The 12,029-nt window shown below is 33.9% G+C and carries 20 protein-coding genes; all 20 read left to right on the top strand.

Features of this window, described 5'->3' with window-relative positions; genetic code table 11:
• Nucleotides 1-166: 166 nt before the first annotated feature.
• The 20 genes from ACQKNR_RS06800 (at nucleotide 167) to ACQKNR_RS06895 (ending at nucleotide 11,805) form a co-directional block, all read left to right on the top strand.
• Entirely contained in the window at nucleotides 167-277 is a 111-nt protein-coding gene (locus tag ACQKNR_RS06800; RefSeq protein ID WP_427317008.1) for a DUF3983 domain-containing protein, read from the top strand.
• A 16-nt stretch (nucleotides 278-293) separates the two neighbouring features.
• Nucleotides 294-821 carry a Holliday junction resolvase RecU gene (locus tag ACQKNR_RS06805; protein ID WP_000540087.1) on the top strand — a complete coding sequence of 176 codons (528 nt, stop codon included), beginning with the start codon at nucleotides 294-296 and terminating at the stop codon, nucleotides 819-821.
• Nucleotides 818-1,144, top strand: coding sequence for a hypothetical protein (locus ACQKNR_RS06810; RefSeq protein WP_427316363.1), 327 nt, complete (start codon nucleotides 818-820; stop codon nucleotides 1,142-1,144). The genes ACQKNR_RS06805 and ACQKNR_RS06810 overlap by 4 nt, the downstream gene beginning before the upstream one ends.
• 37 nt (nucleotides 1,145-1,181) lie before the next feature.
• Nucleotides 1,182-1,574, top strand: coding sequence for a hypothetical protein (locus ACQKNR_RS06815; RefSeq protein WP_427316365.1), 393 nt, complete (start codon nucleotides 1,182-1,184; stop codon nucleotides 1,572-1,574).
• Nucleotides 1,575-2,070: 496 nt separating this feature from the next.
• Nucleotides 2,071-2,574, top strand: a complete 504-nt coding sequence (locus tag ACQKNR_RS06820; protein ID WP_427316367.1) for a hypothetical protein — start codon at nucleotides 2,071-2,073, stop codon at nucleotides 2,572-2,574.
• 202 nt (nucleotides 2,575-2,776) lie between these two features.
• Nucleotides 2,777-2,941 (top strand): helix-turn-helix domain-containing protein, encoded by a 165-nt coding sequence (locus tag ACQKNR_RS06825; RefSeq protein ID WP_427317009.1) that lies wholly within the window; start codon nucleotides 2,777-2,779, stop codon nucleotides 2,939-2,941.
• A 2-nt stretch (nucleotides 2,942-2,943) separates the two neighbouring features.
• The gene (locus ACQKNR_RS06830) at nucleotides 2,944-3,237 is read left to right on the top strand and encodes a Rho termination factor N-terminal domain-containing protein (RefSeq protein ID WP_427316368.1); all 294 of its coding nucleotides are present in this window, start codon (nucleotides 2,944-2,946) and stop codon (nucleotides 3,235-3,237) included.
• Nucleotides 3,234-3,611: an HNH endonuclease gene (locus tag ACQKNR_RS06835; protein ID WP_427316370.1), complete on the top strand. Its 378-nt coding sequence runs from the start codon at nucleotides 3,234-3,236 to the stop codon at nucleotides 3,609-3,611. The genes ACQKNR_RS06830 and ACQKNR_RS06835 overlap by 4 nt, the downstream gene beginning before the upstream one ends.
• Nucleotides 3,612-3,711: 100 nt before the next feature.
• Complete coding sequence (locus ACQKNR_RS06840; RefSeq protein ID WP_427316372.1) at nucleotides 3,712-4,092, top strand: hypothetical protein; 381 nt, start codon at nucleotides 3,712-3,714, stop codon at nucleotides 4,090-4,092.
• 2 nt (nucleotides 4,093-4,094) lie between these two features.
• A complete protein-coding gene (locus ACQKNR_RS06845) occupies nucleotides 4,095-5,819 on the top strand; it encodes a terminase large subunit (protein WP_427316374.1) in 1,725 nt (574 codons plus the stop codon).
• Nucleotides 5,820-5,884: 65 nt separating this feature from the next.
• Nucleotides 5,885-6,352, top strand: a complete 468-nt coding sequence (locus tag ACQKNR_RS06850) for a hypothetical protein (protein WP_427316376.1) — start codon at nucleotides 5,885-5,887, stop codon at nucleotides 6,350-6,352.
• 16 nt (nucleotides 6,353-6,368) lie between these two features.
• Nucleotides 6,369-7,574 carry a phage portal protein gene (locus ACQKNR_RS06855; RefSeq protein WP_427316378.1) on the top strand — a complete coding sequence of 402 codons (1,206 nt, stop codon included), beginning with the start codon at nucleotides 6,369-6,371 and terminating at the stop codon, nucleotides 7,572-7,574.
• The gene (locus tag ACQKNR_RS06860; RefSeq protein ID WP_427316380.1) at nucleotides 7,543-8,121 is read left to right on the top strand and encodes an HK97 family phage prohead protease; all 579 of its coding nucleotides are present in this window, start codon (nucleotides 7,543-7,545) and stop codon (nucleotides 8,119-8,121) included. Before ACQKNR_RS06855 ends, ACQKNR_RS06860 begins: the two co-directional genes overlap by 32 nt.
• 1 nt (nucleotide 8,122) lies before the next feature.
• Entirely contained in the window at nucleotides 8,123-9,487 is a 1,365-nt protein-coding gene (locus ACQKNR_RS06865) for a phage major capsid protein (protein WP_427316382.1), read from the top strand.
• A gap of 6 nt (nucleotides 9,488-9,493) precedes the next feature.
• The gene (locus tag ACQKNR_RS06870) at nucleotides 9,494-9,754 is read left to right on the top strand and encodes a head-tail connector protein (protein WP_427316384.1); all 261 of its coding nucleotides are present in this window, start codon (nucleotides 9,494-9,496) and stop codon (nucleotides 9,752-9,754) included.
• A complete protein-coding gene (locus tag ACQKNR_RS06875; protein WP_427316386.1) occupies nucleotides 9,735-10,064 on the top strand; it encodes a hypothetical protein in 330 nt (109 codons plus the stop codon). The genes ACQKNR_RS06870 and ACQKNR_RS06875 overlap by 20 nt, the downstream gene beginning before the upstream one ends.
• Entirely contained in the window at nucleotides 10,054-10,383 is a 330-nt protein-coding gene (locus ACQKNR_RS06880) for a hypothetical protein (protein ID WP_427316388.1), read from the top strand. Before ACQKNR_RS06875 ends, ACQKNR_RS06880 begins: the two co-directional genes overlap by 11 nt.
• On the top strand, nucleotides 10,383-10,760 hold the full coding sequence (locus ACQKNR_RS06885) for an HK97-gp10 family putative phage morphogenesis protein (protein WP_427316390.1): 378 nt from the start codon (nucleotides 10,383-10,385) through the stop codon (nucleotides 10,758-10,760). The genes ACQKNR_RS06880 and ACQKNR_RS06885 overlap by 1 nt, the downstream gene beginning before the upstream one ends.
• An 11-nt stretch (nucleotides 10,761-10,771) precedes the next feature.
• Nucleotides 10,772-11,407, top strand: coding sequence for a major tail protein (locus ACQKNR_RS06890; protein WP_427316392.1), 636 nt, complete (start codon nucleotides 10,772-10,774; stop codon nucleotides 11,405-11,407).
• A gap of 11 nt (nucleotides 11,408-11,418) precedes the next feature.
• On the top strand, nucleotides 11,419-11,805 hold the full coding sequence (locus tag ACQKNR_RS06895) for a hypothetical protein (RefSeq protein ID WP_427316394.1): 387 nt from the start codon (nucleotides 11,419-11,421) through the stop codon (nucleotides 11,803-11,805).
• Nucleotides 11,806-12,029: the final 224 nt, after the last annotated feature.

A 12,029-nucleotide genomic window follows, 5' to 3' on the forward strand; every position in this document is an offset into this window, starting at 1 on the left:
AAATTTCATTTTGCCGAAAAATGGCTTTTCAGATTCAAGAGAAACTATGGCGTTTTTCATTCCTAATACAATTTATCATGCGGATGTTAAAACGTCTTAGGAAGGAAAATAAAAGTATTTTATTAGATTTATAGTTTTTAGTAGAAAGTAGAGGCATAAATGGTTAATCGTAAGAAAACTCAAGAAAGCAATTAATAAACGTGCTAAAAAGTTCGAGAAAGATAGAGTTACATCTGCATGGAGAAATATATTTGTAAAACGTGGAATCTTGAAATAGAAAGTAGGTGATCTAGGTGGGTTATGCAAATAGAGGAATGGCGTTTGAACTTTTATTAAATAATACAAATCGAATGTATAAAGCAGCAAACATAGGTGTTTTTAATAAAAGACCTACACCAGTTAAAGTCTTAAAAACGGATAAACGAGGAAATATAACGAAAAGCAATTGGCAAGAGAAATCAACAGTTGATTATGATGGTGTATACAAAGGAAGGGCGGTATATTTTGAAGCGAAATCCACGGAAAAGAATACAAGTTTCCCTTTAGAATATATACATAGACATCAAATTGATTATCTAAAGGATACACAAGAAATGGGTGCTATTTGTTTCTTCTTAATTGAATTCCGAACGGACCATGTTATATATTTTGTTCCAGTTTCCTTGGTAGCCGAATATTACGAATCAATGCTTTATGATGGAGGAAGAAAGTCTATTCCAAGAGAGGAATTTGAGAAAAGAGCGTATATAGTGCCACAAACAAATAGAGCGGCTGTTGATTATTTGTATCATGTAGATAAATTAGGAATGACAGCTATATGAATAAAAAAGAAGCGAGAATGGAAGTTGGGAAGCTGTTAGAGGATCATTGTCATGGTTGTAAAAATAAGTATTCTCGTGATTTGCAATATTGTTGGAGTAAATGCGAGATAGGAAAAATGCTCAATGAGATTGGTGTATTTTTGGGTGGTACAGTCGTTAATAAACAGCTAAAACGAAGAACAACAGAGCAATGGGATGAAATTTGTGAAACAACAGTCAAGCTTAAAGAGAACGGAATGACATACAAGAAGATTGCTAATAAGTTTAACGTGTGCGTGGGACATTTAAGATTACAACTAAAAAGAAGAAACATGACGAAATAAGCCCAGGCGCTGAAATAGAAAGTAGGTGAGTCATTCCTTGTTTAAATGGCTTAAAGATTATCAAAAACTTGAAGAAGAAATTGCATATTTAGAATACAACTTAGAACAAACAGAAGCTGAATTAAAACGTTGGATTAGAGGCGATTTGTGCAATGTCCGTTTAACATCAGATTCACAAGGTGCAAAGGTAGAAGAGATAATTGAGAAGATAAAAAGCGAACTTCATATAAAACAAGAGAAAATGAAAAATCTTGTACACTTAATAAGTAAGTTCAAAGGTTTAGAAAATAAAATACTTAAAAAGAAGTATATTGATGGAATGACATTAGAAGAAGTAGCTGAGAATATGAATTATAGTTCTAGCTATATTTATAAAAAACATGCTGAGATTATGAAACGAATAAAGTTTGCGGAAGAACTTGCACTTTAATGACACTCAGCTCCGTGAATGTTAACCATTGAAAAAATGAATTATAGTAATTTCATAGAATTTTACGTAAGAGCAACTGGTGCATGGTTGCTCTTTTCTATCTTTATAGAAAGCGCGAAATTTTAATGGGTTGGTTACCGAATGCAGCTTTTATGGATGCCTGTTTGAATGAACTGGTGTTTATAGTGTAAGTACATAATTACAAAGAGAACTTCCGAATCTATTTGAAATTATGTAAGAGTACAAAAAACTAAACGGTCTATAAAGAGAGCTTTTGCTCTTCTTCCAGTCACTGATGTATAAGACACGTAGTCTATTTAAATAAATACAGTGATTGGAAGAACAACAAAAGTTATATAGGAGAGAGCAACTGTTACACGGTTGCTCTCTTGTTATTGAAGATTTTATTTTAACTCCTTTTTAAAAGGTTTTTGAATGAAAAAAATGGTAAAATATAAATTGAAAAACTTTTTAGAAAACAAGAGGAGGAAATGAATTGGATACGATTGTAGTAAATGATGTAGAACTTCAGTGTGCTAGTTATGGGGAAATAATAGATGATAATGGAGAAGTAAATGCATTCGATATTGGTTTGCATGTTAAAGGTAAAAATAATTATTATATGATAAAAAATTTGTTTAAGGGAACAATCAAACTCTTATTTACAAATACACAATCAGAATATCGAGTGAAAGTAGATTCAGTATCTTCACGATATCAAGATGAATTGACAGATGATACTAATATCGACATACGATATATACTTTCCATTGTAGATGAAGAAGAATCTGATGATACTTTACAAGGAAGAACGATTAAACAATTGTTTGAAGCACAGTTGAAAATTCGTACATTGACCGAAATACTAATGGAAAAAGAGATTGCTACCAAGGAAGAGTTAGAGAACAAATTTCAGAGTGTTATACAACGTGATGGTAAAAAGCTAATTGAAGAGCTTACAGGTGTTAGTTATAAAGAAGATACCGAAGAGAACGAATAATAAAAAGACACTTTAATAAGTGTCTTTTTATTATGTGAAAATTACACAGGTGGTGTTTCGTATGTTTGGGTTATTTAAAAAGTTCAAAGATTCTAATCACAAACAATTAACTATAACTTCAGTAAAGTTTTTAGATCCAATAGACAAGATGGTTGAAAAGGAAATGGCACAATTGAAAGCTATAAAGGATGAGAAAGAGGAAATGAATGAAGTCTTGCATAATGTGATTGATGCGCATGAAGCTGCATCCATTCTTAATGTATCACCTGGGCATATCAAGAATCTTTGTGCTCAAAGAAAGATTGTAGCAAAGAAGATTGGTAATACGTGGGTGATTGATAAATCAAGATTAAGAGGAGTGAGATAATAATGATTACTGAAATTAGAAAAACAATATCAGGTACCGAGTATTGGGATAATGGAAAGAAGAAGAGTCTATTTGTTCCTACAGGTGAGGAACCAGGATTTGAAGTAACTGTTAATCCTGAGAGCATGATTCTGGGGATGGACTTACCAACTGAACCGGATAAGACAGTAGTTAGTGAAGTGCCAGTACTAAGTAACATGACAGTGAAAGAGTTACGTGAGTATGCTGATGAATTAGGCATTGAGATTCCAGCCGATGTTAAAAAGAAAGAAGACATCATTGAATTACTATCATGAGATACTGTAATTTCAATGGATGTAATAATAAGGTAGCAAAAGGTTTATATTGCGAAGAGCATAAGCGTAAAAAGAAGAAGAGAAAAAAGACTGAGGTTTATCATCACGAGAATAAACCTTTCTATCGTTCAGATGCATGGCAGTCAATGCGTTCATTTGTTTATGAAAGAGAAAAAGGTTGCTGTCAAAGGTGCGGAATATTTGTATTTGGTAGACAAGCACATGTTCATCATGTCATTCCAATAAAAAAGAATCCATTATTAAAATTAGAACCAAATAACTTAAGATTACTTTGTCCAACTTGTCATATGATTGAGGAAAATGAAGAAGACGATAAAAAGAAAAATATCTTTGCTAGTTATTTTAATTGTTAGCCCCCCTATCGAAAAATAAAATTTTACTCTCTAGGGGGATAGCTAGTGGGGAGTCAAACGTGTGTCAGAGTAAATTCTACATGAGGGGGGGTATAGTGTTATGGCGAAGTTGAGTAAGAAAAAACAAGATGAGTTAATTGAACAGGAAATCGAACGGTTAACCCAGCTTTTTAAAGATGTGCCAGATGATAAAAAGCAAGCGATAAGAGAATTGATTGAACGTGTTGCATTTATGACTATTACTCTTGAAATATTAGAAGATACCATAAAAACAAAAGGACCTACTTATATGTTTCAAAATGGTTCTCAAAAAATGCTTGTGGAAAATCCAGCCCAAAAATCTTATAACGCCATGATTAACAGATATACCGCAGCCTATGAGAAGTTGCTAAACTTTTTATCGAAAGATACACCAGGGCAGGGGAAAAATCCACCAGAAACCGATACCTTCCAAAAATTTAATAATAAGTGGAAGAAGTAACTATGATTGAACGTGGTATAAATTATGCGGATGAGTTCGCTAAAAAAGTTACAAAGAATAAAAAACAATATCCAAAAACAGTTGTTAAAGCTGTAGAACGATATAAACGGTGGAAAAAAAGAAAAGATATTTGGTTAGATCTTGATGAAGCGAATAGAGCAATGGATTTTATGGAGACTTTCTGTATTTATGCAGAAGGTGATGTTGCTGGACAAAATTATGAATTAAAAGATTGGCAACAATTCGCTTTTACAAATATTTATGGATGGAAAAAGAAAGATGATAAAGGGCGAATTGTCAGGGTTATTCGTACAGATTACATTCAAGTACCTCGCAAAAATGAAAAAACAACTATTGCAGCTGGACAAGCAACTTATGCTTTATATGGAGATGGCGAGGTTGGTGCTGAATGTTATACCGCAGCAACCGATAAAGACCAGGCGAACATTTCAGCAAAAAAGATTGCTATAACAATTGAAAATAGCCCGGATTTAGATCAGCGTACACAAATATATAGAGGACCAAAAGGCGGAGTAAACTCAATTGTTTACTCTTTTTCTGTTGAAGGAAAGAAATTTAGAAACTCTCTTCAACCTTTATCAAGAGATACTAAAGGTTTAGATGGTAAAAACCCTTCTTTCGTTTTACTTGATGAAGTTCACGCTCAAAATAATGCTGATATGTATGATGTATTAAAATCTGGTATGGGTTCACGTTCTCAGCCTTTAATGTCTATTGTTTCTACAGCTGGAAAAGGAACAACTTCAGTTGGATTACAGATTTACAATTATTCTAAGAAGATTTTAAATGGAGAAGTAAATGATGATTCATGGTTTGTTCTAATTTATGAACCTGATAAAGGTGATAAATGGGATGATCCAAAAGTTTGGGCAAAGGTTAATCCGAACTATGGCATTTCTGTTAAGAAAGACTATTTAGAAAACCAGTTCAAAGAAGCTCAAGTGTCAGCAGAACGAAAAGACGAGTTTTTAGCTAAGCATTTAAATATATTTGTTCGTTCAAGTGGTACTTATTTCGAGAAAGAGATTGTAGAAAAGTGTTTAGTGGAATATTTAGGAGAGTTGAGTGGTTTAGATTGTGTTATTGGGTTAGACCTTTCTAAGACTACCGATTTAACTTGTGTAAGTATAAATATTCCAGCATTTAATGATGAGGGGAAACCGAAATTAAAGGTAAAGCAAATGTATTTCATCCCCTCAGAAGGTATAGAAGCACGAGAAAAACTTGAAAATATTCCATATAGGAATTTAGTTGAACGCGGATTTGTGACACTGTGTGATGGGAAAACAATTGATTATGATATGGTTTTAGATTATATCAAAGAGCAGGCACAAATTTATAGTGTGAAACAAATTAACTATGATCCAGCGCATGCTGTTAAATTAGTTGAATCATTAGAACAAGAAGGTTTTGAATGTATAGAGGTTCGTCAGTATCCATCAAGTATGAATGCTCCATTTGATGACATTGAATTATTAATGTTTGAAGGGAAAGTTGAGACGGATAATCCTTTACTTATTTATTGTACTGAAAATGTTGTTGCCTTTATTAATATGCAAGGATTAAAAGCACCATCTAAAAAGCAGAGTCAAAATAAAATTGATGGATTTGTAGCGTTGCTCAATGCGCATAAAGAAACGATGATGATGATGAATGAAGTAAATGATGAGGGCTTGGATGAGTTACTGGATGAAATTTATAGATAAAAAAGTAGTTTCATATCTTATCAGTTATACTAAATATAAATATTAACTGATGAGGAAGTGTTTTTATGAAAGAATTTATACCTAATATTATAACAGGTGTTTGTACATTGATAGGTGCATTAGGAGGTGTCTATTGGACTCAAAAAGGAAATAAGAACATTCTGGAACAACAGGTAACGAGAGATATGATAAAAGAAAAAAGAAATGAACTAAAAGAAACATTATCAACTTACAGTCAAATTCTTAAGATTGATGGGGAGACACAATTATATATTAAAGTCGAAAGTACAATTATAGATTTTGATTTAGATTTTTATAAATCTAAAATCAGACCGATTCTTTTCGAGAAGTATCACATATTACACGATGATGTAGCACTCTCAGTAAAGAGGATAGATGACGTTATAAAAAAGTGTAATTACACTCAAAAAATCGAAAGAGATGATCACATACTTTTAAATCGTAATTACTCACTATTAGTTAGTAATATGAGGCAACATATTTATAATTTCCGTAAGGAGGATATATCTTAAGGAAGGCGGTGAGAAATTGAGTTTAAGGGATAGGTTTTCAAACTTTTTATTTAGACAAGCTGAGAAACGTGGCTTGTTCGAAGATATTTTCAATAATGTAGTTCGTTATGGTGGTAGATATGCAGGTGATGATAATATCTTGGAATCTAGTGATGTTTATGAGTTACTACAAGATATAAGTAATCAAATGATGTTAGCTGAGATTGTTGTGGAAGGTAAGGATGGCAAGGAAATTAAAGAAGATTTTGTTCTTAAAGTATTGAAGAATCCAAACAACTATCTTACACAGTCTGAATTCATCAAATTAATGACTAATACATATTTACTTCAAGGTGAAACCTTTCCAGTGTTGGATGGTGACCAATTACACTTAGCATCTAATGTTTATACAGAATTGGATGATAGATTGATAGAACATTTTAAAGTAAATGGAGAAGAAATACCTTCATATATGATTCGACATGTGAAGAATATTGGTGCTGATCATTTAAAAGGTAAAGGTATTCTTGATTTAGGAAAGGATACGCTTGAAGGTGTTATGTCAGCTGAGAAAACATTGACTGATAAGTATAAAAAGGGCGGATTATTAGCCTTTATTTTAAAGTTAGATGCCCATATTAACCCACAGAACGGTGCACAGTCTAAATTAATTAAAAAGATTTTAGATCAGTTGGAATCTATTGATGATGCAAGGTCCGTTAAAATGATTCCACTTGGAAAAGGGTACTCAATAGATACGCTTAAAAGCCCGTTAGACGATGAAAAAACTCTAGCATATCTAAATGTATACAAAAAGGATTTAGGTAAGTTTTTAGGTGTAAATGTGGATACATACACGGCTTTAATTAAGGAAGACCTTGAGCAGGCAATGATGTATTTACATAACAAAGCAGTTAGACCAATAATGAAAAACTTTGAAGACCATTTGAGTCTTCTTTTTTTCGGAAAAAATTCGGACAAACGTATTAAATTCAAGATTAATATCCTTGATTTTGTTACTTATAGTATGAAAACAAACATTGCTTACAACATTGTTCGAACTGGTATTACATCGCCAGATAATGTTGCTGATATGCTTGGATTCCCTATGCAAAATACACCAGAATCACAAGCTATCTATATTTCAAATGACTTATCTAAAATTGGTGAGAAACAAGCTACAGATGATTCACTGAAGGGAGGTGATGGAGGTGGCAAAGACAAAGGAAACGCGGACATTTGACATCACAAAATTAAATACTAGAGAGGCAACAGGTGAACAACCTTCTATGATAACTGGTTATGCAGCCGTGTTTAATTCAAAAACATCTATTGGTGGTTGGTTTGATGAAATTATTGCACCTGGTGCGTTTGCTCGTGCTCTTTCTGAGAATGGGGATATTAGAGCGTTATTTAATCACAACTGGGATAACGTTTTGGGTAGAACTAAAAGCGGAACTTTACGATTAGAAGAGGATGAAAAGGGACTGAAATTTGAAGTTGAATTACCTAACACCTCTACTGGTCGTGATTTAACAGAAAGTATGTCCAGGGGTGACATTAATCAATGCTCATTTGGATTTTGGGTAACTGGAGAAGAATGGGATTATAATGTTGAGCCAGCAGTTAGGACCGTTAAAGAAGTAGAACTTTATGAAATATCGGTTGTTTCAATACCAGCTTATGACGATACAGAAGCATCATTAGTGCGTGGAAAAGAGATTGGTAAAGACATAGAAAAACGAATGAAAATGATTAAACAAATAAAACAAATTCTGGGGGGAAAGTAAAATGAACAAACAATTATTATTAGCACTACAAAAACGAAATAAAGAAAGATTAACAGAATTACGTACAAAAATCGAAAGTCCAGATTTACGTGCCGAAGATTTAACGGCAATTCAAGAAGAGATTGATGAAATTAATAAACAATTACAGGATGTCGCTGATGAATTAGCAAACCTTGAAGATGATGGTGAAGACGGAAACGAAGATGATGAAGGAGGTTCTGGCGAATCTGGTACTGACGGTTCTGGTGAAGGTGGAGAAGGTCGTGCTAACAATCCTGATGGTGGAGAAAATAGAACTGGTTTAACACCAGAGCAACGAGATGCAGCAATGTCAGCTATTGCATCGGGTCTTTCTACACGAGGACATAAAACAACGAAAACGAAAGAAAAAGAAATTCGTTCAGCTTTTGCTAATTTTGTAGTTGGTCGAATTAGTGAAGCTGAAGCTCGCTCACTTGGTATTGAAGCGGGGAACGGATCAGTAACTATTCCAGAAGTAATCGCAAGTGAAATTATTACGTATGCACAAGAAGAAAATTTACTTCGTAAATATGGTTCAGTTGTAAAAACTTCTGGTGATGTGAAGTATCCAGTTCTTGTTAAGAAAGCAAATGCAAATGTACGTAAAAAAGAACGTGGAGATAGTGATGAAATCGTAGCAACAGATATTGAATTTGATGAAGTTTTACTTGATCCAGCTGAATTCGATGCACTTGCTACTGTTACTAAAAAATTATTAAAAATGACAGGTGCTCCAATTGAACAAATCGTTGTGGACGAGCTGAAAAAGGCTTATGTACGTAAAGAAATTAATTTTATGTTTAATGGCGATGATGTTGGAAATGAAAATCCTGGTGCGTTAGCGAAGAAAGCAGTAGCATTTACACCTTCTGTACCGGTAGATTTAAAGGCAACTGATGCAGGTCAAAAAATGTATGATGCTTTAATTGAATTTAAAAATACACCAGTTACAGAAGTAATGAAAAAAGGGCGCTTTATTATTAACCGTGCAGCATTAACGGCAATTGAGAAAATGAAAACTGCTGATGGATTCCCGTTATTACGCCCAATGACACAAGCGGAGGGCGGTATTGGTAATACGCTTGTTGGTTATCCTGTAGAATTTACTGATGCAGCTGATGTAAAAGGAAAACCAGATGTTCCAGTTTTATATTTTGGTGATTTTTCAGCGTTCCATATCCAAGATGTTATTGGGGCAATGGAATTACAAAAATTGATTGAAAAATTTGCTGGTACAAATAAAGTTGGTTTCCAAATCTATAATTTATTAGATGGTCAATTGATTTATTCTCCATTTGAACCCGCTGTTTATCGTTTTGAAGTAAAAGCAGCAACTCAAGGTTAATTGATTATGGAAGAATTAATTGAGAAATTAAAATCTCATATTCATTGGGAAGAGGGCATGGATGATTCTATGCTCTCTTTTTATATCAATCAAGCAAAGACTTATGTAAAGAATGCGACAGGCAAACAGACCGAGTATTTAATTATTATGGTAGCCTGTATTTTCTATGATTACAGAGTCGCTGAAAAAGAATTAGGTCAGGCACTTGATGCACTGACTCCTTTCTTTATCCAGGAGGTTTATGTCGATGAAGAGACAGACAAATAAACTTAGATGGATGGGAGATCTACTCAAATTAGGAGAGACAATTGATCCGGAAACAGACCGTGTTGTAATGGGATATCCGCTAGAACGGAAAATTCGCTATAACAACATTGGTGTTACGGCTACTGATAAATTTACAACGAAAGATACGAATGAAATTGTAAAGAAAATTGAGGTGCGTATTGATCGGGAGATTGAAGACAATCAAAAAGATTACCGTATAAAAGTTGGTGGACGTATTTACGATATTGAGCGTATTTACGTAAAAGAAGAAGATCGATTGATGGAGGTGTCACTGTCCTATGCAAATTAATTTTGAACAGTTGCGAGCTCTTATGAAACAATCTGGTATTCCAGTTTCTCGTGATAGTGCACCTACAGGCTCGGATTATCCTTATATTGTGTATGAATTTGTGAATGAGCAACACAAGAGGGCGTCTAATAAGGTCCTAAAAGATATGCCACTTTATCAGATTGCTGTTATCACAAATGGTACTGAAAAAGATTACGAACCACTAAAGGCGGTTTTTAACGATGCAGGCGTTTCTTATTCTCAATTTGATGGAATGGGTTATGACGAAAATGACGACACTATCACGCAGTTTATAACGTATGTGAGGTGTATTCAGTAATGGCTTCTAATAATAATGGATTTGCAGAGGCGTTGGTAGATATCAATACATTATTAAGGGTTGATAAACAAGTAAGTCTAGATGTATTAGATGAAGCAGCAAAGTATTTTGCTAGTAAATTAAAACCGAAAATCAAAGCATCCAATAAAAACAAGCGTACACACTTGAGAGAGAGTCTAAAGGTAGTTATTAAAAATGATCGTGTGTCTGTGGAATTTGAAGATAAAGCCTGGTATTGGTATTTAGTTGAACATGGTCATAAAAAAGCAAATGGTAAGGGTCGTGTGAAAGGAAAACACTTTGTTCAGAATACATTTGATGCAGAAGGCGATAAGATTGCCGATATTATGGCACAAAAAATAATAGATAGAATGTGAGGATGATAGAAATGGTAGCAACAAAAGAGAAAGAACTATTGTATCCAGTAGGTATCGAGTCATTGTATATTGCAATGATGGAAGGCGGTAAAGATACGAAAGTGCAGATTCCTACTTATGAAAAAGAAATCTATCAAATGGATAATATCGTTGAGATCGGCATTGCAGGTAATAGCACAGTAACTCAAAAGTGGGCATCTAATAAATTATTTGTTAATGCAAGTAAAAATTCAAAGTATACATTGTCTTTAAGTCACGTAGCCTTACCGCAAATCGTTAAAGATGCAATTTACGGTTATTTTGCTGAAAAAGGTGTTGTATTCAACAAGGCAACATTAAAAGAGTTTCCGATGTTTGCAGTTGGTTTTGTGGCTCCTTTAAGTGACGGTTCACGTATGGGTCGTTGGTATCCTCGTGTACAGGTTACACCAGGTGAAGAGAAATTTACTACCACAACGGAAGAAGCAGAAATTCAAGATCAAGCGTTAGCTATGGAAGCTACTCCTTTGCTATTCAATGATGTAACAGAAGTAGACTTTTCGGAAGCTCGTTCTTCAGCAACAGGTATTACTGTTGAGGATTTCATGAAACAAGTTATCTGTGATAAGTCGCAATTAGCAGAATTGGATGGAACTACAGGACAATAAGGAGTGATAATATGGCACGTTTAAGTGATTTAGTTAACGTTGATATAAATAGAGAAACAATTACAATACAGAAGGTGCAAATTCCCGTTATTTTTACGATGGAGTCATTCCCTTATGTGGAAGAAGCCTTTGGAAAGAAATTTCATGAATTTCAGGAAGAAATGAATGATATGTTTGAAAAAGGCGAAGTAGTTATGGGAGAACATGAAATTAAATTAATGAGGGTCTTGATTTATGCAATGATGCGTAGCGGTGGAACAGAATGTACATTGGAAGAAGTTAAAGGCTCCATTCCGTTACATGAACTGCCTGATGTCTTTCAAGCTGCAGTTAACATATTCAACAGACAAAACTTCCAAATTGAAGATATGGAGAAGTTGAAGAATGAAAAAAAGTAAAGAACATACTGAATGAAAATGAAGAATCTCAGTCCGAGTTGGACTGGGATTTTTATTTTTATGTCGGTAATACGTTACTCGGTTTGAGTATGAATGACTTTTGGAAAATCACTCCTAATCATTTTTTAAAGCAATACATTATGCATCTTAGATACAACAATCCAGATGCACTTGAAGAAAAAGAAGTGAAGCCACAAAGAGTTTATCTAGATCAGACTCCATTT

The organism is Bacillus sp. NPDC094077, from assembly GCF_050279465.1.
In the GTDB taxonomy this organism is placed as follows: domain Bacteria; phylum Bacillota; class Bacilli; order Bacillales; family Bacillaceae_G; genus Bacillus_A.

Excerpts from the sequence above, each read along its gene's own strand:
- ACQKNR_RS06880 (WP_427316388.1), top strand. The coding sequence starts at position 10,054 with ATGCAAATTAATTTTGAACAGTTGCGAGCTCTTATGAAACAATCTGGT.
- ACQKNR_RS06830 (WP_427316368.1), top strand. The coding sequence starts at position 2,944 with ATGATTACTGAAATTAGAAAAACAATATCAGGTACCGAGTATTGGGAT.
- ACQKNR_RS06865 (WP_427316382.1), top strand. The coding sequence starts at position 8,123 with ATGAACAAACAATTATTATTAGCACTACAAAAACGAAATAAAGAAAGA.
- ACQKNR_RS06885 (WP_427316390.1), top strand. The coding sequence starts at position 10,383 with ATGGCTTCTAATAATAATGGATTTGCAGAGGCGTTGGTAGATATCAAT.
- ACQKNR_RS06890 (WP_427316392.1), top strand. The coding sequence starts at position 10,772 with ATGGTAGCAACAAAAGAGAAAGAACTATTGTATCCAGTAGGTATCGAG.
- ACQKNR_RS06875 (WP_427316386.1), top strand. The coding sequence starts at position 9,735 with ATGAAGAGACAGACAAATAAACTTAGATGGATGGGAGATCTACTCAAA.
- ACQKNR_RS06895 (WP_427316394.1), top strand. The coding sequence starts at position 11,419 with ATGGCACGTTTAAGTGATTTAGTTAACGTTGATATAAATAGAGAAACA.
- ACQKNR_RS06870 (WP_427316384.1), top strand. The coding sequence starts at position 9,494 with ATGGAAGAATTAATTGAGAAATTAAAATCTCATATTCATTGGGAAGAG.
- ACQKNR_RS06825 (WP_427317009.1), top strand. The coding sequence starts at position 2,777 with ATGAATGAAGTCTTGCATAATGTGATTGATGCGCATGAAGCTGCATCC.
- ACQKNR_RS06840 (WP_427316372.1), top strand. The coding sequence starts at position 3,712 with ATGGCGAAGTTGAGTAAGAAAAAACAAGATGAGTTAATTGAACAGGAA.
- ACQKNR_RS06835 (WP_427316370.1), top strand. The coding sequence starts at position 3,234 with ATGAGATACTGTAATTTCAATGGATGTAATAATAAGGTAGCAAAAGGT.
- ACQKNR_RS06845 (WP_427316374.1), top strand. The coding sequence starts at position 4,095 with ATGATTGAACGTGGTATAAATTATGCGGATGAGTTCGCTAAAAAAGTT.
- ACQKNR_RS06810 (WP_427316363.1), top strand. The coding sequence starts at position 818 with ATGAATAAAAAAGAAGCGAGAATGGAAGTTGGGAAGCTGTTAGAGGAT.
- ACQKNR_RS06850 (WP_427316376.1), top strand. The coding sequence starts at position 5,885 with ATGAAAGAATTTATACCTAATATTATAACAGGTGTTTGTACATTGATA.